Here is a 26256-nt window from a genome sequence, read left to right on the forward strand (position 1 = left end):
ATTATTACTCTCAAAAACGAGATTTAGTCAATACCAAAGATAAGTTTCCTGAATACAAGCTAATTCATTCTCAGGTATTACAAGACTGCACAAAACGGGTAAAACTTGCCTTTGATAGATGGTTTAAAGCAGACAAAAACGGTAAGGATTCAGGTAAACCAAGGTTCAAAGGAAAAGGACGTTATCGCAGTTTTACTTATTCTCAAATAAAACTAAATTGCATAGAAGAAAATAAAATTAATTTGCCCTACCTAGGAAAGGTAAAGTTAATTCAGCATCGTCCAATACCAGAAGGGTTTATAATTAAAACTGTTACGATTAGTCGTAAAGCAGATGGTTATTATGTGACTTTATCCTTAGAAGAAAAATCAGTTCCAGCTTTAACAAGTGAAGTTGAACCTACATTAAAAAATACTCTGGGAATCGATATGGGACTGAAGGAATTCTTAGTAACAAGTGAAGGAGAATCTGTTCCCATACCCCAATACTATCGAAAATATCAGCAGCGATTAAAGACTCTACAGAAACGTTTATCTCGAAAGAAAAAAGGTAGCAAAAGGTGGTTAAAAGCTGTTAAATTTGTAGCCAAACAACATAAAAAAGTAGCCGATCAACGTAAAGATTTCCACTTGAAAACAGCTAATGAATTGTTATCAAAAGCGGATATTATCGCCCATGAAAACTTAAACATTAAAGGGCTAGCAAAGACCCGTTTGAGTAAATCAATTAACGATGCTGGATGGGGACAATTCTTATCTATTTTAACTGTCAAAGCTGGAAATGCTGGACAAAAGACTATAGCTGTGAACCCCAAAAATACAAGCCAAGATTGCTCAAATTGTGGAGAAAAAGTCCCTAAAGAATTAAACATAAGAACTCATTTTTGCCCACACTGTGGCATAGTAATAGACCGGGACTTGAATGCGGCGATAAATATCAAAAATAGGGCGGTAGGGCATTCCGTCCTTAAAGCTCGTGGAGCCCGATGCAATAGCAGGGCAGGGAAACGAGAAGCCCACACTATAGCGGCAGCTTAGTGTGGGAGTATGTCACGTGGGTTCACTGCTACACCGAAGTAAAGAGATAGAAAATGAAAATACAGACCCACAATAATCATAATCTAGAGTCTCTTGAATCGCCAATCAACTTTGGAGATTCAGCTCTTGGTTTAATCACAACTCGGAGTTTTCCTGCCATAGTTGGTACTGCTGATATGATGCTCAAGTCATCTGGGGTTATTCTGGTAGGATATGAAAAAATTGGTAGTGGATATTGTACTGCGGTAGTCCGTGGTGGTGTTGCTGATGTTCGTCTAGCGATAGACTCTGGAGCAGAAACAGCGAAAGAATTTGGACAACTTATTTCTCATACTGTGATTCCTCGACCTTTAGCTAATTTAGAAGCTGTACTACCTATTGGCAGTCTTTTATTTCAATTGTCTCAAGGTAGAGTATCAGCTCAGTTTAAAAATAAGGCAGTGGGTCTAATAGAAACTAAAGGTTTTCCAGCAATGGTGGGAGCTTGTGACGCAATGCTCAAAGCTGGTGATGTACAGTTGACTGCTTATGAAACGACAGGTGCAGGTTTATGTACTGCGATTGTCCGGGGTTCGGTTTCTAATGTGGCAGTGGCAGTGGAAGCTGGAATGCACGAAGCAGAAAGAATTGGAGAATTAAATGCTGTAATGGTAATTCCTAGACCATTGGATGATTTAGAAAGAACATTACCTGTAGCTACTTATTTAATTGAAGAAAAACTTGAACCTCTACGTCTGCCATTGGCAATTACAGAAAAAGAAAAGGAGCTTGTGAGATTACCCGATTTTTCTCAACTTCCTGTACCTATAAAAGAAGAAGTGAAGGAGAAATCATAGACCTTAGTAGGGTGTGTTAGGCGCTTTTCCTTCAAGGAGTTTGCTCCTCAAATATACAATAGCGCCGTAACGCACCATTTTTTTTATGTAATATCAAGTCTATATTATAGCTATCTAACACACCCTACTACTAACACACCCTACTGGACTTTACTACTAGAATACCTCTGCCCCTTTGGTCTTCCCCCCTTTCAAAGGGGGGTTAGGGGGGATAAATTTTTTACCACATTTTCAAGCTTGACGCGCCACTACTGGACTTAAATTTTAAACAAAAGCGCCACCATCTCTACGAGTAACACCAATCACAGAAGGTCTTGGTGGTAGCAAACCATTAAAACTACCTCCAGGATTACCTACATAACCTGTATTACTAGGCCAGTTACTACCACGAGGTACACTTCGCTGCTGAGTGAAGAGAGTGCCATCCAAATTTAGCATCTCAATATCACGACCTAGTTGAACTCCATCTCCAATAGGTGAGCTTTCCCCAGGATGCTGTACAGCTAATAGTAGAGTTTCATCTACACCACTACTATTTCTGATAAAGTATGGTCCAGTAATTTCGCAACGAGGGGGACCATAAGCGAAAGGTACAACTAATCCAGCATTCGGTCCAACAACAGGAATATAGAACACCCAATTGTTACCAAATGTTCCTCTCAAGTTACCAACACTTCCAGTTTGAGTGTGGTCGATCTCTCTTATCTCTCCAGCAACACCAGTGTCGAAGCCATTGTGACTACTGGTAGACATATCTGTTACACCCCAGATATTACCTAGAGTATCAATTTCTAGGTTATCTACATTAGCAAAACCTGCACCATTAATAGCACCATCTTCTCCACTCTGCTCAAAAGCTGACCAAGTAAAAGTGGTACTTGTAGCATCGCTATTAGTTTCAATGATTCGGTATATACCGCCAAAAGGTTGAGTAGCATCAACATCCGCAGAGTATTTACTTACAACAAAAATTCTGGAGTCTGGATATCCATCTCCACCAGGTCCAGCATCTGTATAAGCAATAAATACACTACCATCACCAGGGTGAACTTCTACGTCTTCAGGACGAGCAGTAGGAGTAGCACCTACTAAGTTAGCAGCTAAGAAAGCATCAACTAAAATCGCACCTTGGTTATTGTAAAAATCTCCTAGAGTCCTTCCCTGATAATTAGATAATACGCTTTCATTTGTGAGGTCTACAATGAAAGACCCACCATCCTGTTCTGCTCCAGGAATACCAGCACGTTGAGGTAAGCGAATTCGGCCATCTCTTTGAGCTTCACCAAAAGCGTTTAATTCAGCTTGAGCAATCTCGCTTGGTGATAGAGGATTGGTGGGAGTGCTAGGAACTAATGGAATCCACTGACCAGAGCCATCAGGATTTAATCGTGCAGCATAAAGAGTCCCACTTTCAAATAATTGACTATTATTTGGGTCAGTAGTACTAGAAACAATACCGTCACTTACAAACTTCCAGGTATGACCACCACGACGGTCATCTCCCATATATGCTACTAATGGTCTGCCTGCTTCTACTCTAAATGCAATATTTTCATGGCGGAAACGACCTAGAGCTGTATGTTTTCTGTTTTGGAAACTTGGGTCTGCTGGAGAAATTTCTACCATCCAGCCATACTTTTCACCGACTAAACCAAAGATAAAACCTATCTCTTGATCTTCGTCATAACCAGTTTGAGTACCATTAGGTAGTACAGATTCGGTAACGCTACCTTGGAAGTTTTCTTCTGCTGTGAGAATTGTTCCCCAAGGAGTTGTACCACCAGAACAATTAAAAGCTGTACCAATAATTCGATTACCAAGTCCATCAGAACTGAGGGGGAATACATCAGTAGCAGCAGGTCCAGTACCTATTAAGAAGTTCTGGTCTCCAGTTTGATAGCTTGCTGTACCCCAAGATGTGACACCTTGATAACCATCAGAACGTTCAGAGTTAATTCCTAGTCCAGATAAGAGGTGTACTCGACGATTAGCATTATCTGCGACAGTAGCATAACGACCATTACCGCCTTTAGTGATACGGACAATAGACCCACCTTGGTTATAAGCAAATTCCCCACGGGTGAAGGAGCTCTCTTGAGATAAATCTAAACCCAGTACAAGTTGGTCTGTTGTGGGGAAACCAGCTAGGTCATCACCACCTAGTAATGAGGATATGGGATAAGAGACATACTCATGGTTAACCCATAGGTAGCCATCATCAGGATTACCATTAATAGGGATAAAGCTTACATAGTCGCAGTTATAACCAAAGTATTCTTCTGGGTTAGGAAATACGCGATCGCCCCAAGCAGCAATTACATACCTTTCATATTCAGGTGGGACTACTACATCATCAAAATATTCATAGGATTGCAGTGCTACATCCTGACCAGATCCTATAGTACTTCCTCCTCCAGCAATTCCAAAGGGTACGAAGCTAGGGTTACTTTGATAAGCTTCTAAAGGATGTGCCAATTTTAGGGGTGTAAAACTCAAACCTGTAGTTTGAGCTTGAGCTACTTCGGAGCTACTACCTAAAAAATTGCCAATTTTTGGTGATAGTGCTGTAGCTGCTGCGCTACATCCGAAGAACATTAATAGTTTTCTGCGAGTTAGTCTGGACATAAAATTTTTTCTAGTTCTTCTTCCCTCTACAGAGAGGCGGTAGATTACAAATTTTCAATCTATTGCTAGCAGTATTTCTAAACTAAATATTGTCTGTATTTGGTTGCTTTAAATACTGCCTTCAGAAGTTTACCTAGATAAATTTATGATGAGTTTATAGTTAGTTTAAGCTTGATTAAAGTATTGTTTAAATTTTGGTTAATCCATAAATTATGCGGATTAAATTGTAGGTTGTAAATGAAAAAAGTTTACCTAAACTTCATACTGTTTCAAACTAATTCCAGGGAAGAATAAAAAAGAATTCTCAAAAAGTGCTTAATCATCTATCTCTTTGGGGTCATCTTCATCAGAAGGAAATATTGGAGGTTTAGATGTTGGCTGCCGTTGAGGAGATTTTTGAGGTTGAGGAACTATAGGTTGAGTATCAGGTGATGGTGGAGGTGGGGCTGGAATTTGAGGAGAAGATTCAGGAGTTTTAGGTTGAGTTTTAGGTGTAGTTTCACTATCAAAGTTTAATAAGTATTTGGCATCGGCAAAATATCTAGTCAAATTATCAATTTCTGCATTTTTTTGCCATTCAGCACGAGATATTTTTGAACGTAGGATAGGTACTATTTGACTCTGACGCTCTCCTAATATAGTGATAGTAATTTCTGTGATTTCTGGATTATTTTTAAATTCTTGATTGATTTTATTTTTTGCTAAATTTTCTGCTTGTTCTACAAGAATTTTATAGGAATTATTATTGTTAGAGTCAATCAAAAGACTGGTATTTTTTGCAGAAGCTAAGGTGGTTTTATTTGTAGTTAAGATACTAGCTAATATTAAGACTGTACTCCAGAAAATATGATAATATAAATTCATTAAATTAAATTTTTTCCACATATATATAAATTTAATTATTACAGTAACATGTAATAATTAAAATAAATTTAAGTTTTGGTTAAATATTTACTATAATTAAATTTCTCTGTTTAACTTGATAATTTTAACGAAGGTGATCGCTACGCTAATTAAACTACTCCTCAAATTCAGTGTTTAAGTATTCAAGTCAAGTTAATTGGCTATTTGATGATTGAGTAATAGTTAGGAAAGATGATTTTTAGAGTCACTGTTCAAGTACACAAGTATATTTTTTATGCCTTATTCCCTACTGACAAATGTTAAATTAATTTTGCACAAGTACTTATAATTATTTTAGGTATGGCAATTGTATTTTCATGAAATAAAGCTATGGATAGGCATAATTTTAGTCATTTATTTCTCCAGCAATTATTCTCAGTAAAAATTCATAGTTAACTAAGATAAAAATAATTTTAGGATGATATTTATAATTTATATCATGTCTAGTTAAATACTTAATTAATTCAGACGGCAGTAAATAAATTAAACAATGTATAAGTATTTAAATGAACATGATATTAGGCTATAAATTATTTATAACTGTAAGTAAAAATGGACATGATATAATATAGATATGAATATATTTACAAATACTCATGCTCATAGAAAATTAAAAAAAAATTGCAAGTTTTTTTTGTTATTTATTGTAGTTATAAGCTTAATTATTACAGCCAAATATTTTAACCTACCAGAACTTTTAAAAAATAAATTAGTTTGGATTGAAAGTCTAGATGTGTGGAGTCCTATCGCTTTCATAATAATTTATAATTTAGCTACTTTACTATTAATTCCTGGTTTAGTTTTAACTATAGGAGGAGGAGTAATATTTGGAGTTATCTGGGGAGCTATTTATGTTTTTTTTGCTTCAACTTTAGGCGCTACAATAGCTTTTATTATCGGACGGTATATATCTCGTGATTGGGTTTGCCAACAATTACATCAACATCCAAAATTTCAAGTTATCGATCGAGCTGTTATTAAAGCAGGATTTAAAATAGTATTTTTAACTAGACTCTGCCCTTTGTTTCCTTTTAATCTTTTGAATTATGCTTTTGGTGTCATGCAGGTTTCTTTAAAAGATTATATTTTGGGTTCTCTAGGGATGATTCCAGGAACAGTAATGTATGTTTATATTGGTTCTATAGTAGGTGATATTACTTTAATTGGTACGTCTCAACAACCGACAAATTCTACTGTAGAAGTAACTAAATGGATAATTAATATTGTTGGTTTAATTGCCACAGTTTTAGTAACTATTTATATAACTCGGCAAGCAAACAAAGCTTTAGAAACAAGTTTTGAAGAAGGCAAGAATTGAAGAAGGAAGAAGGAAGAAGGAAGAAGGGAAAATTGCTTATGAATAGTCAAAGAAAGGCCACTTCATATCTATTTGAAAACCGCTATAAACCCGCAAAAGAAAAGATACAGCATATTTCTGGCAAATGATGTACAGGGTAAATGGTGAAAATCTTGTAGTGCGGGCATCTCCCGCGATGGGTATACCTCATAACAGCGGGAAGCGCTGTAATATAAAATCTGTTTAATTCGGTATAAAAACATTCTCTATCTTCACCATTACCAAATCTTGATAAATTTTTTCCCTCCTGAATTCTAAATTCTAAATTCAGAATTTAGAATTCAGAATTCTGACTCCTCTATCCTTCCAACTTCTTACTAATTAATTGATTTGTCATCTTTGGATCTGCACGTCCTTGAGTTTTCTTCATCACTTGCCCAACAAAGAAACCTTTAAGTTTAGTTTTACCACCACGATATTTTTCTAATTCTTCTGGATGTGCTGCTAAAACTTCATCAATAATTGCTTCTATCGCCTTAGTATCTGAAATTTGAATTAGACCTTTCTTCTCTACTAATTCCTTGGGCGACCCACCTTTTGATAATAATTCTGGCAGAATATCCTTCGCAATTTTGCCACTGATAGTACCATCTTCAATAATTGTAGTTAGCTCGGCCAAATTTTCTGGTTTAAGGCCAATATCAGTAATGCTAATTTTTTCATTTTTCAAATAAGCAGTAATATCCCCCATTACCCAGTTAGCTGCTTGTTTTGCATTTCCTCCCGCTGCAACTGTTGCTTCAAAATATTCTGCTACTTTGCAGTCATCAGTAAGCACGCGAGTATCATAAGCAGATAAACCTAATTTGCTTTCATAGCGGTGACGTTTTTGTGCGGGTAATTCTGGTAATTCTACTTTCCAATCATCTAACTGCTGAGTCGAGACTTCAATAGGTGGAATGTCAGGTTCGGGGAAATAACGATAATCACTAGAACCCTCCTTCACCCTCATACTAATAGTAAGTTGAGAACCCTCTTCCCAGAGTCTAGTTTCTTGAACAATTTTTTCCCCTGCTTCAATAGCTTCAGTTTGCCGTTGAATTTCATATTCGATCGCTCGTTGTATAGCACTAAAGGAGTTCATGTTTTTGATTTCTACCTTTGTACCAAACTCTTTTTGGCCTACTGGTCGTACAGAAACATTCACATCGCATCGTAGAGAACCTTCCTGCATATTACCATCGCTCACACCAAGGTAGCGGACAATTCGCTGTAGCTCTTGAGCATATTCTGCAGCTTCTAGTCCAGAACGTATATCCGGTTCTGATACAATTTCTACTAATGGTACACCTGCACGATTATAGTCCACCATTGAATAGGTTGACCCAGATAGGCGATCGCTACCTCCATGGACTAACTTACCAGCATCTTCTTCCATGTGTAGTCTAGTAATGCCGATTTTTTTGCGGTTTGCAGTGCCATCTTCATCTACTATTTCTATTTCTAGCCAACCATTTTCGGCAATGGGTAGGTCATACTGAGAAATCTGATAATTTTTGGGTAAGTCAGGGTAGAAATATTGTTTACGGTCAAATTTACTGTAGGGTGCTATTTGACAATTTAGGGCAAGTCCTGCTTTTACGGCATATTCTAGGACTTTTTGATTAAGTACGGGTAATACTCCAGGCATTCCCATACATATTGGGTCAATATTGCTATTTGGTGGGGCACCGAATTCTGTGGATGAAGCGGAGAAAATTTTGGTTTGGGTACTAAGTTGACAATGGGTTTCTAGACCAATAATTGCTTCATACTCTGTTTTTACTTGTACAGTTGTAGTCATAGATTTTTGAATTAAGTCAAAAGTAAACTAGCTATCAGCATTTCAGCATTTCAGCTTTTTGACTTTGGGTTTATACCCCGGCAACTAATACCCTGGATGGTTGAGTCGGGGTTGAAATTTCCAGGGCGTAAAAAAAAGTCCTAATGCTGACCGCTGACCGCTGACTGCTGACTGCTATTTAAAATTTAAAGGTCATTAGTTCTAGTGTACAGTGATCGAGATTTTCCATTTCCAACTTTGATGTCGGCAAGGGGTCTCCCGTTATACAAATGTTAACGGGAGGGGAATTGCCGACCAACAAATAAACCGCGTAGGGTCCAATTATTTCTTGCATTGTGTGCTTTTTTGTGTTATTGGTGATTATATCAGGAGTAGCGGTAATACGCACTTGATAACAGCACATAGAAAACAAATAGCGAGTATGGGGTTCAATTCATGAAGTTCGCGGTCGGCCCGTGAAAAGGTAAAACTCTTGAGGGTGTGTATCGGAGTACAGAATTGTTCAGTACAAAAAGGTGGTGGGTCTCATCATCTCTGTCTGGTGAGGGTTAAGTGGTTGCACTCCCTGTGAAACAGAAAGCCCTATCCGCGAGGTTGGGAAGCCTACATCATAATCTTTGATTTGATGTAGGAGAACGTCACAAAGAACTATCCCTTGATTCAGTAATGCCACCAAATAAATCATGTTTTGTGCCTGTTCTTTATTCCCTACCCCCTGTTCTCTACTCTAGGCAAAAATTTATATCTTTTTCGGATATGTCTAATTAGGGATTGCTAATTAATCCTCAAAGCATTGACAGGTAAAGGCTTAAGCCTTTTTTTTTGTCTAAAAAATTGCCTGGTATCACCTCTAAAACGCTCAAAAAGTTAGTATTAATGGCAAGAGTTGGGCAGAAAAATCCCAAATTGACAATTGTTACTCCTACCTCCTCGCTCCCGATCCATTTCTCCTGTCTCCTGTCTCCTGTCTCCTGTCTCCCGGTCCATTTCTCCTGTCTCCTGTCTCCTGTCTCCTGTCTCCTGTATCCTGTATCCTGTCTCCTACCCCTACTAAAAGACTTTTTCAGCAGACCCTAATTATTGATCGGGTTTCTTAAAGCAATAATGTTTATGAATCGAAACTTTTTTGAGTTCAGGAGTTTGATAGTTTGGCAAAGTTTTTTCTGACATAAAAAATATTTCAAAATTATCAAGTTGTTCTTCACCTTTATATTTACTATTCCAGTCACGGCACAAATATTTACCATAATAAAGACGATGAGCAGCATGACGCTTCAACCAAATTTTCATCATATATTTACGCCAGCGTACATTAGGATAAGTTGATGAAACTAATAATGGTTTATCCCAAATCACAGGTTGACCATTTTTAAATAAATCAATTTTTTTACCATTTTTAAGTTTACCTGGAATGACATACCAACCATCTTCTCGTGAGGGATAAGGAGCAAACATACCCCATCTTTGGTCTAATCTGAGAATTAAATTAGTTGTTCTGACTATTTTGGGGATAGGGAATATTTTGGGGGAAATACTATTAAGATTCCAGAGCAATACGAAACCTAGAAGCAATAAAGCAATAAGATTCTGATAATTGGCTGGATAAACTGAATTTTTCCGATACTGTAATTGGGAAATCAATTGATGAAAATTACTATTGATATTGTTGAGTTCAGCGCATATTTTTTTGCCTATAGTTGTAATTATAGGTAAACTCAAAACTAAAGTTAAAGGTCGAAATACAGGAGAAATATTACACAGATAAATTAATGCCTGAAAATTGAAGATATTGATGGCCTTAATGTTCGACTAATAACCATGAATTACTGTTTTTCATTGCTATATAAATTTCAGGTTGCGTTTTGGCTGAGAAAACTAATTCTTTTGGTAAAAACAAAAAGCAGCAAAGTAAATTTAAGATTTTTTGGTATGTACTAGCATCAGGATTATAATAAATTTTAATACTTTTAATTTGTTTAGATTGTAATTTTTGAATCAACCAATCCCAAAAATCACTAGGCAATAACACTAATCAAGCAATAATACATACATAAGGAAATAAGCCTAAAACTAAGCCAAGGCGAAAACCAAGTTCAGGAACGGATACTGTACCACCGTCATCTGCGCCACCAACATCCATGCCACCGTCATCTGTGCCACCAACATCCATGGGTAGTGACCTGCCAACGTAGTCACTTCAGACTGGATATGCAACCTTTGAGAGACAACCTTAGAAATGTCCTGTCTTTGGCTAGGTTTTTCAAAGGTGGTCATTATTAAGCTGTACGGTTAAAGTTAAAAATATGGTTAGCCTTAATATAATTTCGTAAATAAATCAATCCGGTAAAATACTAAACTAAGTGGTAATATCAGAAAGTATATTTTTAACATTTATTATCCCGAACTCTGGCAGTTCGTAACATAAGGAGAAAATATGGCCGAATTAAGTAAGGAAGAAATGCGTGAAAGACTGGGAAATATTGACAAGATTCGTGATATAATATTTGGCCCTAAGCTCAGAGAGTACGAAAATCGTTTTGAAAAGCTAGAATCAGAATTATCCTCTGTCAAACAAGAAACTAAAAATCAAATAGAACAAGTAAAAAGTGCTTTTTCTACAGAACTTCAAGCTACGGTTGATTCTATAGAGAAAAAGATTAGGAATATTAACTTAAATATCCAAAATACTCAAGAAGATGTTGTGGAAACTAAGCAACAAATTGAGCGAGTAAATCGCAAAATTATTACTACTAAAGAAGCTTTAAATGAAATTATTGATAATCAAACAACTTCTCTACGGGAAGATTTATCACAAACAAGGGAGAAATTACAGAATGATGTTAGTCATTTAAAAACCCAAATATTTGAAGAACTTGAAAAGCGCTTTTCTTTGCTTAAGGATGTGAAAGTATCACGGGATGATTTAGCAGAAATAATGTTTGAAGTTGGCATGAGAATGAAAAAAACTGAGTTTGTGAGCGAACTCAAAGAAGCAGCAGATAAAGATTTAGAAAAAGAGCTTTTAATCTCAGACAACCATCATAAATGATCGGAATATAGATGGCTTACTTAAACGAAAAATCGATTAATAAATCACAAGATATTAATCATAATCAATCTGTTGAACTGAATACGGAAACAGTTGAACAGTTAAGACGCTTGTTGAGTTTATTGGTGGATTTAAACTTAGTTGATTTTCCGGAAGATTTAACAGCAGAATCAACGGACTCTCAAGAAGATATAGATTTTCAAGAAACTACAGTAAATCAAACAGAAAATCATCAAAATTCAACCCATCAGAGAATCACAAAACACCCGGAACAAAATCAGCAGAACATTAATGATTTTTCGGAAGATTTAACAGGAGAATCAATTAACTCTCAAGAAGATATAGATTTTCAAGAAACTACAGTAAATCAAACAGAAAATCATCAAAATTCAACCCATCAGAGCATCACTGATTTTTCGGAAGATTTAACAGGAGAATCAATTAACTCTCAAGAAGATATAGATTTTCAAGAAACGGCAGTAAATCAAACAGAAAATCATCAAAATTCAACCCATCAGAGCATCACTGATTTTTCGGAAGATTTAACAGTAGAATCAATTAACTCTCAAGAAGATATAGATTTTCAAGAAACGGCAGTAAATCAAACAGAAAATCATCAAAATTCAACCCATCAGAGCATCACTGATTTTTCGGAAGATTTAACAGCAGAATCAACGGACTCTCAAGAAGATATAGATTTTCAAGAAACAGCAGTAAATCAAACAGAAAATCATCAAAATTCAATCCATCAGAACATTAATGATTTTTCGGAAGATTTAACAGCAGAATCAACGGACTCTCAAGAAGATATAGATTTTCAAGAAACGGCAGTAAATCAAACAGAAAATCATCATAATTCAATCCATCATAACATCACAAAACAGTCAGAACAAGACCGGGATAATATTACCGATTTTCCAGAATATTTAACAGTAGAATCAATTAATTATCAAGAGAATACAAATTTTCAGTCAACGGCAGTAAATCAAACAGAAAATCATCATAATTCAATCCATCATAACATCACAAAACAGTCAGAACAAGACTGGGATAATATTACCGATTTTTCGGAAGATTTAACAGCAGAATCAATTAACTCTCAAGAAGATATAGATTTTCAAGAAACGGCAGTAAATCAAACAGAAAATCATCAAAATTCAACCCATCAGAGAATCACAAAACAGCCAGAAGAAGACCAGGATAATATTATTAATGTTGAGGGTAAATATACTAATAATCAAGCAGAAGAACCAGGTATAGAAAAACCATTACTTGCCCCACAAAAATCACCAGAATTATCAGACTATCGACAACAATATGATGCAGAATTAGAAGCTTTTGAAGACTTACAAAATATTTTATTTGGCTCTCAATTAGCTAGGTTAATTCGGAAACTAAATACTAGCCAGGGAGTAAAAAAATTTAATTATAATCAAGATGAATTCAATAATGTACTAACTCCTTTATTCTCACAAAACTTACAATTAGGTCAAACAGAAGCAGAAGTCATAGAGACAATTGCCCCAGTTATTGATCGAGCTATACAAAAAAGATTTAGACAAGACCGACAGGCAATAACTTCATCATTAGCACCATTATTAGCACCTTCAATAGAAACACAAATCAAACGAGAACCTCAAGCAATGGCAGATGCAATAGCACCAATCATAGACATCATTATTACTAAAAAAACAGAGCAAGACCAACAGGCAATAACTTCATCATTAGCACCATTATTAGCACCTTCAATAGAAGCACAAATCAAACAAGAACCTCAAGCAATGGCAGATGCAATAGCACCAATCATAGACATCATTATTACTAAAAAAACAGAGCAAGACCAACAGTCAGTTAGTGAAGTATTAGCACCATTATTGCCAGTAGCAATTTCTTCTGCCATACAGAATTATCCCCAAGAAATTGCCAAAGCATTAGCACCAGAAATGGGAGCAGCAATTAGAGAACAAATTAGAATAGATCCGCGACAAATTTCTCAAGCATTAGCACCAGAAATGGGTAGAGCAATTAAAGATCAAATTACTTTAGAGCCAAATTCTATAGTAGATGCTTTATATCCTGTCATGGGCAGCACCATTTCTAAATATATGACACAAGAAATTCGAGAAATTAACGATAAGATTTCAGAAACGTTTAGCTTCAAAGGAATAAGACGCAAAATTCAAGCAATTTTCCAAGGAGTTTCAGAAGCAGAATTAATCATATCAGAAGTAATGATTTTTACTGTCCAAGCTGTGTTTCTCATCCACAAAGAATCTGGCTTAGTAATTTCTGAAGTTCAACATTCTCGACAAGATAGATTGGAATCAGAAATGCTAGCAGGAATGTTAACAGCTATTCGGAGTTTTGTGAATGATTGTATTGCTCAGTCTGGAGATTTTTCTGAACTAAATGAAATTGAATATGGGGATTCAAAAATTATCTTAGAAGTTGCGGGATATTGTTATTTGGCTGTAGTAATAAGAGGGCAAACAAACAAATCGTTTATCAAAGAATTACGAAAAATACTGAGCAAAATTGTTATTGATTATGGTAAATATATTAAAATTTTTGCAGGAGACCCTGATACTATTCCTGCCTCAATTCAGTTGTTATTAAAATCATTAATGGATATAGAAAATGTACAAGAAAATCAGAAATTACAAATTTCTAAACCTCCCACTGCCTTGTTAATAGTTTGTGGATTAATTTTGAGCCTAATATTCATACCTTGGGGTATCTATCAGTATTACAGTAGACTTTATCGTGGTATTGAAGCAAGAACTAGGGAAGCTTGGTCTAATATTCCAGAGTTAGCTATTTATAGAATAGGTGCAAAAGTAAAGCGAGGTTCCTTAATTCTAACTGGACAACTGCCAAATCAAAATCTACGAAATAGAGCAGCAAAAATAGCTAAAAAACAAGCTAGTCCCTACAATTTAGAAGTACATAATCAAATAACAGCTGTTAGAAGACCACAGGACGCTTCAGAAATAAGCGATGAGGTAGATAGACTTACAAGAGTATTAAATCAAATGGAAGGTGTGTCCATCAGCACTGAATATGGAGAAGGTAGAGTTACAGTCAAAGGAACAGTGATGGATATGGCAGATTCTCAGATAATTATTCGTAAAATTGAGCAAGTTCCTGGAGTAAAATCAGTAATCAGCACAACTAAACTCAGCCCACTTAAACTGAAAACTCGCATCTACTTCGATCTGGGTTCAGCCAAACTTCACCCTGTCTATATAGACACAATGGCCCAGATTCAAGAATTTCTTACCCAATATCCTCAAAAACATCTTAGAATAATAGGTCATACAGATCGTACTGGCAGTTCCAATATTAATGAGCAGTTGGCCCTTGAACGGTCATATACAGTTAGGGATGCTTTGGTAAAACAGGGAGTGGATGCCAGACGATTAGAAGTAACTGGACAAACAAACTCGCCTCAAGGTGTGGAGTACAATCAACCACTATTATTGAGTAGGTGCGTAACATTTGATTTGTTTGAACCAAGTGAAAAAGACAACTAGCTAGAAATATGATCTCGAAAAAAATTTGTCTTGTTGGTGATTTTGGTGTGGGAAAAACTAGTCTTATTCGTAAGTTTGTCGATCGACAGTTTAGTGACCAATATCTTTCTACGGTAGGGGTAAAAATTTCTCGTAAAAAAGTTGATTTACCCAAAACAGAAGCAGAAAAAAAGAATTTTTTGCAGTTATTAATTTGGGATCTAGAAGGTCATACTAAATTTAAGGCGATCGCTCCTAGTTATTTACAAGGAGCTAGTGGGGCAATAGTTGTAGCAGATGTCACCCGTCAAGAAACTATCGAAAATCTTTCGGAAAGATTAGATTTATTTTTATCAGTAAATCCTAAAAGTGTAGCTATATTAGCTTTAAATAAATCAGATTTGGTTGATGTAGAAATAATCAATCAACTATTATCAAAATTCGAGCATCAGGAAGATGAAAGAGTGATAGCGACATATTCTACATCAGCTAAAACTGGGGAGAATGTAGATGAAATATTCGAGAAATTATCATATAGAATGCTAGAAAAAATAGGATGATTAATGAAGTCAGAATTATAAATTCTGAAGTTATTTTTGTAACAGAGATTTGAGCAAACCTCCAAAAAAAATTGGCCTTAAAAGGCGAGGTTGCGCGACCCAATTATTTTGATAAAATTATCTATCTCTATGCAGAAATAAATGATAAAAATTACCGATAAATTGTGGTCTAAAGCCTCCCTTTTCAACTATGCTTTATCAACATTTTTTTTTAGATAAAACTTGACAAAATAGACAAGTTATGTGCATGTCTTGGAGCGACTTTTTTAGAAGAGAAGTATATTGAAAAATACATTTTTTTGAGAACTTTAGACAAGATTTTTGCCCCCCACACTCCCCACAAGGTTTTCAGGAGTTCCTTATCAGGGATAGCTTTTTAAGGGGATAAAAAAATAAATAGAATATTCCTGATTTCAAGCCTCCTTATTGCATAAGCTTCCTTATTGCATAGATACTATTAGTGTGGTTCCTCCTGAGGAGGCTAACTGATAACTGATCACTGATAACTGAAATAACCCATGATTAACCTATTAAAAAAACTTTTAGCATATCGTCAAACTGAGTATTTGATAATTAATTCCGAGTTAAAAATTTTAGAGGTATCTTATGGGTTAAACAAATTTTCCGCTCCTCCAAAATTAGCAGTTTTAGGTGAAGATATTCGTCATAGTTTTCCAGAATTAGCAGGAGTTGAAGAGCTTCTGGAGGAAGTGATTAATGGGCAAAAAGAAAGTTTTGAATATGAAGGAGTAGCTAGGTCTTTGGAAGAGAAATCTCCTCTGTATATCAATATATCTATAATTGCAGATTTTAATGAAAATTGTCTAGAAAAAAACTTAATAGTATTAGTCGAAGATGTAACGGAAAAAATGGTAATGCAGCAGAAGTTAGTTCAAAATTCAAATGAATCTAATCTTTTATTAAGTTCTTTAGCTGCTTCTGAGGATTATATCAATAAAATTATTACTTCTATGGCGGATGCTTTATTAGTAACAACAAGTGCGGGGATAATTAAAACTGTTAACCGTGCAGCAGAAATTTTGTTTGATTATACAAAGGAAGAATTGGTAGGTCAAAATATCTCTATGGTTATTCCCAAAGAAGAATTACTACATAAAGCACGCCAAAAATATATATTTTTAAAAGAACAAATTTCTCAAGATATAGAATTAATTTGTCAGAATAAAATAGGAGATAAAATTATTGTTCAACTTTCTTGTTCGGTTATTCAAACCAATGTAGAAGGAATATATAATTTTGTTTATATAGGCAGAGATATTACAGAGCGCAAAAAAGAGGAAGAAGAAATACGTCAAGCTTTAGAACAAGAACGAGATTTAAGAGAACTAAGGGGTCGTTTTTTTTCAATGGTGACTCACGAATTTGGTAATCCTCTAAATACAGTATTATTATCTACTCAATTACTCAGATCCTATGACTCGGAAATTACTGAAACTGAAAAAGACCAATATTTAGTATATATTGAAGAGTCTACACAAGAAATGCTTGAATTGTTAAATGATGTCCGATTTATTGGTAAAGCAGATGCTGGAAAATTGAAATATAAACCAGCACCTGTGGATTTGATTAAAGTTTGTTCTCATATTACTGAATCTATCAAAATTACTGCTAGCGATAAACATATAATAAATTTCAAAATTCACAAAAAATTTCAACATAAATCTCAAGCTAAGTCGAAAAAGAATGATGTGATGTTCTTCTTAATAGATGAGAAATTAATTCGGCATATCTTAAATAATTTATTATCAAATGCTATTAAGTATTCACCTACAGGAGGGAAGGTGAATTTTCAGTTAACTTTGAATGATCGAGAAGCTATTTTTCTGATTAAGGACGAAGGAATAGGTATTCCAGTTGAAAATCAAAAAAAATTGTTTGACTCTTTTTACAGAGCAAGTAATGTAGGTAAAATAGCAGGAACAGGATTAGGATTATCAATTGTGAAACAGTGTGTAGACCTTCATAATGGAACAATAGATTTTGCAAGTGAAATAGGCAAAGGAACTACTTTCAGAGTTGAAATTCCATTGCAAAGAGTATCTTAAAAGAAGGCAGGAGGCAGGAGGCAGGAGGCAGGAGGCAGAAGGAAGAGGGAAGGAAGAAGAGCTTAGTACCTTGTTCTGTCACAGATTTTCCCAGGAATAAGTAATCACAAGTAAAGGGATAAAATCTATAGATTATATATAGAAAATATGATAGAGACTGGTTTTTATCAAAAGAAATTTCTCATGGATTTTTTGTGGCATTCATGGGGTGATAATTAGTATTAGAGATTTGTTCTAGTGAAAAAAATCTCAGTAGTTCTCAAGATCAAGAAGGAACAGTGAAAAGGAAAGAAGAAAGGAGGAAAAGCTTAGTACCTTAATTCTATCAAATATTTTTCTAGAAATAAGGAATAAGAAATAAAGTGAGGAAATGTATATATACTAAACATTTCCAATAATAAAAATCAAATCAACTACCGTAGATAAATAATCAATTCTTTCCCTCTACTCCCTACTCCCTATTTTGATAAAAATGTGGTAGTTTTTTCTTATAATGAAAATTATAACAGGAATAACTATGGCTTTAACCGCTTCTACAATGCTGACATTAGACACTTCAGCTCCAGATTTTCAGTTACCGGATGTAGTTTCCGGGGAAACCATTTCCCTATCAACATTTGAGGGAAAAAAAGCACTCTTAGTCATGTTTATTTGTCGTCATTGTCCATTTGTTAAGCACGTTCAAGCAGAACTTGCTAAAATTGGTAAAGATTACATTCCAAAAAATGTAGGAATTTTAGCTATTAGTTCCAATAATATTGAAACTCACCCTGATGATTCTCCAGATAAACTAAAGGAAATGGCATTAGAACTAGGGTTTAATTTTCCCTATTGTTTTGATGCAACTCAGGAAGTTGCAAAATCTTACACTGCTGCTTGTACTCCAGATTTTTTCCTATTTGATGCTGATTTTAAATTAGTATATAGAGGACAATTAGATGATAGTCGTCCTAGTAATAATCAACCAGTTACAGGGAGTGATTTAAGAGCAGCTTTAGATGCAGTTTTAGCAGAAAAATCTGTAGGTGAAGAACAAAAGCCAAGTATTGGTTGTAATATTAAGTGGAAATCAGGTAATGAGCCATCTTATTTTGGTTAGAATTAAAAGGGATATTTGCAGATAGTTGAGTAGGTTGTTCTGTAGATGTTATTGACGTAAGCATTTCCTGCGGACTGCTGCGCAAACAACTATTAGCGCTTCAGCGGTCAGCAATAAAAATCAAATAAGCTATTATTGTAAGTATTCAGCTCTTAGCTTTTTAATCAATGAAGTAAACATTTGTTTGACTTTTATTACATTTTAATCAAAGAATGAACCACAAGAACGATGAGTTTGAGTTCAATTCATACAATTCTATGGCGGGAAATGTAGATGTTTCTCAAGAGCTGATAGCTGACTGCTGAATGCAGAATGCTTACTTATTTACTAATAAGTAGTCGTGAAAATAAATTTCCTAGTTAAGAGAGGGAACAGGGAATAATAAGTAAATAGGATCTGTAATTAATTTTGCTTATGAACTTACTAAATATCAACATTCTTGCTACATCTTATTGAGAGTAGGGTTATTAGGAATAATACAAAATTGAAATTCAGCTACATAGAATAATATTTCAAGCATAATTTACCGCAGGTAAGTGTAGATAGATATAGATCGATTGAATGAATTTCAAATTCTATGCAACCTCATATAAAACTGGTATAAGATGTCTTCGCTCTTGACAAACTAATCCTTAAAAACATTACTATTCCTGACTTATTTCTTAATAACTGAAGTCTTGAATAATTTCTTGCATTATTTTGGAAATTGGTATAATAACAACCCTAAAAATACTTGATATATATCCCATTCACTATTAGACCAAGTTTGGTAAATGTTTGCTACAAATAGTTAGGGTATTTCTTAGGAGTCAGGAGTCAGAATTCCCTTCTGCCTTCTGCCTCCTGCCCTCTGCCTTTCCTGATATAAAACTGTTGTTCAAGATTGAGGTGGGCCTAGTTTCTAGGTCTTATGACACAAACATTGCACACACATTGAAAAAATAGTAGTTATTTCCATCCAACTTCATCTCACATTTCCCGCATTTATTATATATGAATTTAAGGCTCAATCAATCTAGGAAAATTACAATACAGCTAAATAACTTAATCATAGATTGATTATAAAAATAACTTAGAAGAAGAGTTAAGATAGTAATAAGCTGAACATGATAAAATGAATAACTAAAGAAGTTTCTGAGGATAATAAAAATGGCTATAAAATTACAAAGACCAATATTAGTAGGAGGCATCGGATTATCTCTACTATTATGGTTATTAGATAGTGTCCAACATTCCGTGGCAGAATTTGGCGGAGTTACTATGTTAGGAATTATGGCAGCAGGTCTAGGAGTTTTGTTGTTAAAAAAACCACGGTCTAAAACACTCCATAAAGCTACTATAATTGCACCACCAACAAAAGAAATAGCAGAGGAAGCGATCGCCTTATCAGTTATTACTCTAGATAAGGTTTCCCAGGAAATAAACAGCAGTAACAAATCTGAAGAAATTAGCCAACTACGTCAACAAGCAACCACATTAACTAACGAACTAGAAAGAAAAGAATTAAGTATAGTAGTGAGTGGTTATCGAGGAGTAGGTAAAACTTCTTTAGCTGAAATATTGAATTCTCAATGGCTATCTACTAATTCTCAAAAGTTAGAAATTAGCGATTTAACATGGCAGGAAGAATGGATGACAACAGATGAAGATACTCAAGTTAATCCTCTTTCACCTTACGACCTAATATTATTTGTTACTACAGGTGACTTAACAGATTCAGAATATCAAGCATTATCAAAATTAACATCTCTCGGTCAAAGTTTTATCCTAGTTTGGAATAAACAAGACCAATATTTGCCAGACCAAAAACCCCAGATATTACAGAAACTAAAAGAGACTTTATCTACCATTAACTCAGAAGAAAATTTAGTAGGAATTTCTGCCAAACCTAACTCCGTTAAAGTACGAAAACATCAGCAAGATGGGAGTATTAAAGAATCTACAGAACAACCATTACCAGAAATATCTGGATTGATCGAAAAACTGAATCAAATATTAGAAAAAGAAACAGAAAAATTAGTCTGGGCAACTACTAAAAGAAAAGCAGAAATAGTTACACTTGAAGCGAAGAGTATATTAAATCAGGTCAGGCGAGAACGTGCTATTCCGATAATTGAACAGTATCAATGGATAGCTGCAGCAACAGCATTTGCTAATCCAGTTCCAGCTTTAGATTTATTAGCAACAGCAGCTATAAATGCTCAATTAATAGTAGATTTAAGTGCTATATATGAGCAAAAATTTTCCCTCGAACAAGGCAAGCAAGTAGCAGGAACTATAGCAGAGCTAATGCTAAAATTAGGCTTAGTAGAAATTTCGACAAAAACATTAACTACTATCCTGAAAAGTAATACTATAACTTTTGTAGCAGGTGGTGCAGTTCAAGCTGTAAGTGCTGCTTATCTAACAAGAGTCGCAGGTATTAGTTTAGTAGAATATTTTCAAACTCAGACAAATAGTAATTCTCTGAATATAGAGAAATTAAGCAAAATTCTACAAAGTGTATTTAGCCAAACTCAACAAAATAATTTCTTAAAATCTTTTGTTCCTCAAGTAATAAATCATATTTTGCCACAGCAGAAAAAAGTGGAACTTCTGCAAACTCAGGCAGAATAAAGGAAGAAGGAAGAAGGAAGAAGAAAGGAAGAAAAAGGAAAAAATGGATGGAGAGTCAAACCACAACTAATTGAAAACACCATGTAGACGCTGGGGTATTAAACCGGGGTATTAAACCCAAAAGAAAAAGATAATCTAGCTTTCATAAATTTAGTAGTTTTCTTGACTGTAAAATTATCTCTTGTAAATTAAAAAAGCATAAAAAAAGTTAAGTATAGTAATTCTAAATGCTTTGTCAAAAAAATGAAACTCTCTGCCCTCGTTCCCTTTTAGATAATTCCGAAAAATTTTTTTCACAACTAAAATGGAATTTCTATATATAGCAGTTGCCATTAATGTATTTGACATATCAAAAGCTTAAAACTTAGACAAAGCTAGATTTTTCCTTCTCTCCTAGAGAACTAAAGCCTTCTTATTTCTTGCCTTTTGCTTCTTCCTTCTTCCTTCTGCTATATAATAAAAATAAAAATTACTCAAAAACCTGATTCCTTCCTGCCTTCTTCCCTCTTCCTTCTGCTATATAAGTTACTCAAAAACCTGATTCCTTTCTTACTTATTCCTTCTTCCTTCTTCCCTATTAAATATAGCCTTGACTAACTCAGATATTTACTCAGAAATAGTGACAGAATATTATCAATCCCCAGAAAATTACCAGAAACAAGGTCAACAACACTGGAAACGTGCTAGGGCAAGTTTACGAAAAGCTCTAAATAGATATTCTGCTTTGCAAAATACGGCACAAAAAACAATAACTTCTGAATTTTTATCCTCCTTAAAAACTCAATTAGATTTATTAAAATCCAACATCGATAAGCTAGACCAAGGAGTAATCCAAATAGCAGTTTTTGGTCTTGTAAGTCGTGGAAAATCAGCAGTTTTAAATGCTTTATTAAGTGAAAAAATATTAGAAACAGGTCCTCTAAATGGTGTGACTCAATGGCCTCGTGCGATTAGATGGACACCTAATATTTTTATTAATTCTCATCAACAAGAGACAGCAAAAATAGATTTAATAGATACTCCTGGATTAGATGAAGTAGCAGGTCAAGTTCGTGGAGAAATGGCTAAGGAAGTTACTCGCAAAGCAGATTTAATTCTATTTGTTGTTTCTGGTGATCTTACCCGCACTGAATATGATGCTTTGTGTGAATTAAGGAAGGCTAAAAAACCGCTAATTTTAGTGTTTAATAAAATTGATTTATATACAGAAGCTGAACGAGAAGATATTTATAAAAATTTGCAAAATATTGTTGCCGATAAATCAGAAGAATTAGAAAATATTTATTCTCCGACAGAAGTAGTAATGGTCTCAGCAGAACCAGCTCCTATACCTGTAAAAATTGAATGGCCTGATGGTAATGTGACTCACGAATGGGAAACTCCATCGCCTCAAATAGATCCGTTGAAACAAAAAATAATTACTATTTTAGAGCGGGAAGGGCGATCGCTTTTAGCGTTAAATGCGTTAGTACAAGCAAGAGAAGCTGAGGTAAGTATTGCCCATAAAACTGTTAAGATTAAACAAGATGAAGCTGATGATTTAATCTGGGATTTTGCTAAGTATAAAGCTTTAGCTGTTGCTATTAATCCTGTTGCTATTATTGATGTGATGGGAACTACTGTAATAGATTTAGCTTTAATTCGCTCTTTGTCTCGTCTCTATAATTTGCCCATGACTAGCTATGAAGCAGGTAAACTTTGGAAAATAATTATATTTAGTGAAGGTGGTATGTTATTAGGGGAGTTGGGAAGTAGTTTATTATTAGGTTTAGGAAAGGTTGGTGTTACTTCTTATGCAGGAGTTGCTATTACTCAAGCTTCTATTGCAGCTTATGGAATTTATGCTATTGGTAGAGCTACTAAGGTTTATTTGGAAAAGGGTTGTACTTGGGGACCTTTGGGACAAGATATAGTTATTCAGGATATTTTAAGTCAGGTTGAACCGGATACAATTATTTATCGTTTACAACAGGAATTATTTGAAGTAAGAAGTAAGAAGGAAGAAGGAAGAAGTTATTGAATAAGCAAGAAGTTAAAAAATTTCTGGAGTTATTTAATCAAGAGGCAAGAAGGAAGAAGTAAAAAGGAAAAGGTTAAGAAATTTTCTGGATTTTTTTTCATTAGTATATTTATAGAGTTTATCAGGTTACTCAGTTATAGCTGTTTTTCTTCTTTTCTATTCTCTATCCCCTTTTCCCTAAAACTTGCTAATTTTGTACCTCACCATTCTTGAGAATTACGATAGTTTGATTAGTTTAGATTTTGCATATTTTAAGTAAGCAATCGCCAATTTTTTTGAAGGAAGAGAAAAGCAAGAAATTATACTAAATTGATAAATTTTTTCTACAAATATTTGGGTTATTTTTAGTAGTCAATAGTCAGTAGTCAATATAAATAGCTATTATTACAGAAAATTCTATCTGGGTGAGGTACAGTTATGGCAGGCAAGATACCCGCACTACAAAAATAGGTGGCTAATACCAATTTGAAAAAAGAATGCTACAAAAAGGTAGATATCGACCAGGTATGCTTAAAAATAGCTGCTCCAATTCATTTTAGATATTTATATCTATTGTTTTCCCCTTTTTTTTTGATATTTCCTCCTTCTTCCTTCTTCCCTCATCCTTCTTTCGTACGGACCTTGCATGCAACTTCCCTACCATTTGTAACAAACATTTATCAAAATGGTATAATATCTGTACCTGATATATTTGGAATATCCTTTGTGATTTTTTGGCCTTAACAATTCTATTTTCTTGAATAGATATAGTTTTTCTCAGGTTAATGAAGTTCACCTATCTTGATTTCTTTTCTATTCCCTGCTCCCTATTCCCTGTTCCCTAAAGCAAGAGATATTTATCAATCTACTTCCGATAAATTTTCCTCAGATTTATCTATTTCTGAAATCGCTTTATCGTAACGATAGAACTCCGTTCCGCTGTCGCGATCGCGAAGTTCTGGAGATAAATCATCTGGTTCTATTATTGTCTCTTTAATTTTTGGTTTTTGTTGATTAGTTTCATAGTGAGGAGAACCAATTTTTGTCTTTGCTTCTCGCACAAATTTGATTTCTTCAGCTAAGTCAAAAGGGGAAACTTTTTGAGCTTCTCCTTCTCTCATCACTGCTCGACTTGCTGCTGCAATTACAACGTTTAAAATATCACCTCCAGCAAGTTCTTCTGATTCATTTGCTAACCATTCTAGATTCACATCTTCTGTAATTGGTACTTCTTTTGGCAGTAGATATTGCCATAGTTTAATTCGACATTCTTTGTCTGGTAATTCAAATTCAATATGTGCCAAAATTCGGCGCACAAATGCACCATCATAATTCTTGGCGAGGTTAGTGGCAAAAATTACTACTCCATCAAATTTGTCTAACTGAAGTAACATTACAGAGCGACTAACATTAACTCCATGATCGGAACTTTGAGTGACATTCGTTAATCTTTTTCCGAGGATAGAGTCAGCTTCATCAAAGAACAAAACTGAGTCTGTTTCTTTCGCTTTGTCAAAAGCTGCGGTAATATTTTTTGGAGTTTCACCGACATATTTAGACTCAATTTCTGCATAATTAACTTTGATAATTTTTTTGCCTAAAAAGTGAGCGATAGCTTCTGCACAAAATGTTTTACCTGTACCTGGTAATCCGAATAAATTAATTGTGGTACGTTGACCGCGAGGGTCTATACTTTTTAAGTTCCACTGTTCATATAAAGTGTGGTGATATTTAATTCTATTTAGTGCTGTATCAATTCTATTTTTGACGGTTGAGGGAACAATTAGGTCGTCTAAACTTCTCTGAGGATTTTCTGGAATAAACATTTCCATTCTGTTTATTTCAGTTGTTTTTTCAGAGGATTTATTAGTGGAAGTTTGTTCGGGAGGTTGGTTGGAATTTATACTTTTTGTTTCTTCTGTATTTATGACTTTTTTCCATCCTGTAGGCATAAATTAATTCTCCTCAGTTAATCAAAAATATAAGTAGTAGACTGACACGCCTAAAAATGTAGGTTGGGTTTCACTCCGTTCAACCCAACAAAACCTTACTATTGTTGGGTTACCCTTACGGGAAGCAAGCTACGTTCCTCAACCCAACCTACGCCTTTTTGGGTTCCATTGGTGATATAAAATATCGTGATATTTAATTCTATTCAGTGCCGTATCAATTCTATTTTTGACGGTTGAGGGAACTATTAGATTGTCTAAACTTCTTTGAGTATTTTCTGGAATAAACATTTCCATTCTGTTTATTTCAGTTGTTTGATCAGAGGATTTATTAGTGGAAGTTTGTTCGGGAGGTTTGTTGGAATTTGTACTTTTTGTTTCTTCTGTATTTATGACTTTTTTCCATCCTGTAGGCATAAATTAATTCTCCTCAGTTAATCAAAAATATAAGTAGTAGACTGACACGCCTAAAAATGTAGGTTGGGTTGTAGCTTGCTTCCGCGTAGCGGTACGGAGTGAAATCCAACAAAACCTTACTATTGTTGGGTTGAGGAACGAAACCCAACCTACGCCTTTTTGGGTTCCATTGGTGATATAAAATATCGTGATATTTAATTCTATTCAGTGCCGTATCAATTCTATTTTTGACGGTTGAGGGAACTATTAGATTGTCTAAACTTCTTTGAGTATTTTCTGGAATAAACATTTCCATTCTGTTTATTTCAGTTGTTTGATCAGAGGATTTATTAGTGGAAGTTTGTTCGGGAGGTTTGTTGGAATTTGTACTTTTTGTTTCTTCTGTATTTATGACTTTTTTCCATCCTGTAGGCATAAATTAATTCTCCTCAGTTAATCAAAAATATAA

19 protein-coding genes are annotated in these 26256 nt (G+C 34.7%); 10 read left to right on the forward strand and 9 right to left on the reverse strand.

Translation table 11 applies throughout. The annotated features are described in order from the left end of the window. Both F6K06_RS24345 and F6K06_RS24350 read left to right on the forward strand, forming a co-directional pair. On the forward strand, positions 1-1037 hold a 1037-nt coding region (locus tag F6K06_RS24345; RefSeq protein WP_287243392.1), incomplete at its 5' end, for a transposase. A 53-nt stretch (positions 1038-1090) separates the two neighbouring features. Next, positions 1091-1873 (forward strand): carbon dioxide-concentrating mechanism protein CcmK, encoded by a 783-nt coding sequence (locus F6K06_RS24350; protein ID WP_124146617.1) that lies wholly within the window; start codon positions 1091-1093, stop codon positions 1871-1873. 264 nt (positions 1874-2137) lie between these two features. Here the strand turns inward: F6K06_RS24350 and F6K06_RS24355 are convergent, their stop codons facing one another. Together F6K06_RS24355 and F6K06_RS24360 are read right to left on the reverse strand one after the other, a co-directional pair. Continuing rightward, positions 2138-4498 carry a PhoX family phosphatase gene (locus F6K06_RS24355; RefSeq protein ID WP_124146618.1) on the reverse strand — a complete coding sequence of 787 codons (2361 nt, stop codon included), beginning with the start codon at positions 4496-4498 and terminating at the stop codon, positions 2138-2140. Positions 4499-4813: 315 nt separating this feature from the next. Continuing rightward, complete coding sequence (locus F6K06_RS24360) at positions 4814-5383, reverse strand: hypothetical protein (RefSeq protein WP_124146619.1); 570 nt, start codon at positions 5381-5383, stop codon at positions 4814-4816. A gap of 652 nt (positions 5384-6035) precedes the next feature. Between F6K06_RS24360 and F6K06_RS24365 the strand changes: the two genes are divergently transcribed. Beyond that, positions 6036-6719: a TVP38/TMEM64 family protein gene (locus F6K06_RS24365; protein ID WP_240039126.1), complete on the forward strand. Its 684-nt coding sequence runs from the start codon at positions 6036-6038 to the stop codon at positions 6717-6719. Between the two features lie 337 nt (positions 6720-7056). Here F6K06_RS24365 and gatB read toward each other — a convergent pair whose 3' ends face one another. The 4 genes from gatB to F6K06_RS24385 form a co-directional block, all read right to left on the reverse strand. Then, entirely contained in the window at positions 7057-8541 is a 1485-nt protein-coding gene (gene gatB / locus F6K06_RS24370; RefSeq protein WP_124146621.1) for an Asp-tRNA(Asn)/Glu-tRNA(Gln) amidotransferase subunit GatB, read from the reverse strand. A 1077-nt stretch (positions 8542-9618) separates the two neighbouring features. Continuing rightward, complete coding sequence (locus F6K06_RS24375; RefSeq protein WP_124146622.1) at positions 9619-10260, reverse strand: hypothetical protein; 642 nt, start codon at positions 10258-10260, stop codon at positions 9619-9621. A gap of 79 nt (positions 10261-10339) precedes the next feature. Beyond that, the gene (locus F6K06_RS24380) at positions 10340-10564 is read right to left on the reverse strand and encodes a hypothetical protein (RefSeq protein ID WP_287309030.1); all 225 of its coding nucleotides are present in this window, start codon (positions 10562-10564) and stop codon (positions 10340-10342) included. Positions 10565-10573: 9 nt separating this feature from the next. Beyond that, positions 10574-10711: a hypothetical protein gene (locus F6K06_RS24385; protein ID WP_161564769.1), complete on the reverse strand. Its 138-nt coding sequence runs from the start codon at positions 10709-10711 to the stop codon at positions 10574-10576. Between the two features lie 264 nt (positions 10712-10975). On the opposite strand from F6K06_RS24385, the gene F6K06_RS24390 reads away from it, so the two are divergent. The 7 genes from F6K06_RS24390 to F6K06_RS24420 all read left to right on the forward strand — a co-directional run bounded on the left by F6K06_RS24390 (position 10976) and on the right by F6K06_RS24420 (position 23463). After that, positions 10976-11590, forward strand: a complete 615-nt coding sequence (locus tag F6K06_RS24390; RefSeq protein ID WP_124145826.1) for a hypothetical protein — start codon at positions 10976-10978, stop codon at positions 11588-11590. An 11-nt stretch (positions 11591-11601) separates the two neighbouring features. After that, complete coding sequence (locus F6K06_RS24395; protein WP_287243397.1) at positions 11602-15123, forward strand: OmpA family protein; 3522 nt, start codon at positions 11602-11604, stop codon at positions 15121-15123. Between the two features lie 8 nt (positions 15124-15131). Next, on the forward strand, positions 15132-15662 hold the full coding sequence (locus F6K06_RS24400; RefSeq protein ID WP_124147200.1) for a Rab family GTPase: 531 nt from the start codon (positions 15132-15134) through the stop codon (positions 15660-15662). A 518-nt stretch (positions 15663-16180) separates the two neighbouring features. Next, entirely contained in the window at positions 16181-17728 is a 1548-nt protein-coding gene (locus F6K06_RS24405) for an ATP-binding protein (RefSeq protein WP_124147201.1), read from the forward strand. A 517-nt stretch (positions 17729-18245) separates the two neighbouring features. After that, positions 18246-18827 (forward strand): thioredoxin family protein, encoded by a 582-nt coding sequence (locus tag F6K06_RS24410; protein WP_124147203.1) that lies wholly within the window; start codon positions 18246-18248, stop codon positions 18825-18827. Positions 18828-19976: 1149 nt separating this feature from the next. Continuing rightward, a complete protein-coding gene (locus F6K06_RS24415) occupies positions 19977-21443 on the forward strand; it encodes a DUF697 domain-containing protein (RefSeq protein ID WP_124147202.1) in 1467 nt (488 codons plus the stop codon). A gap of 619 nt (positions 21444-22062) precedes the next feature. Continuing rightward, positions 22063-23463, forward strand: a complete 1401-nt coding sequence (locus F6K06_RS24420) for a GTP-binding protein (RefSeq protein WP_124147886.1) — start codon at positions 22063-22065, stop codon at positions 23461-23463. 839 nt (positions 23464-24302) lie between these two features. Here F6K06_RS24420 and F6K06_RS24425 read toward each other — a convergent pair. The 3 genes from F6K06_RS24425 to F6K06_RS24435 form a co-directional block, all read right to left on the reverse strand. Beyond that, a complete protein-coding gene (locus F6K06_RS24425; RefSeq protein ID WP_124147787.1) occupies positions 24303-25394 on the reverse strand; it encodes an ATP-binding protein in 1092 nt (363 codons plus the stop codon). 138 nt (positions 25395-25532) lie between these two features. Further along, a complete protein-coding gene (locus F6K06_RS24430; RefSeq protein ID WP_287243401.1) occupies positions 25533-25808 on the reverse strand; it encodes a hypothetical protein in 276 nt (91 codons plus the stop codon). A gap of 13 nt (positions 25809-25821) precedes the next feature. Next, the gene (locus F6K06_RS24435) at positions 25822-26223 is read right to left on the reverse strand and encodes a hypothetical protein (protein ID WP_124147866.1); all 402 of its coding nucleotides are present in this window, start codon (positions 26221-26223) and stop codon (positions 25822-25824) included. Positions 26224-26256 lie beyond the last annotated feature (33 nt).

The sequence above is a fragment of the Okeania sp. SIO1H4 genome (assembly GCF_010672695.1).
Taxonomy (GTDB): domain Bacteria; phylum Cyanobacteriota; class Cyanobacteriia; order Cyanobacteriales; family Microcoleaceae; genus Okeania; species Okeania hirsuta.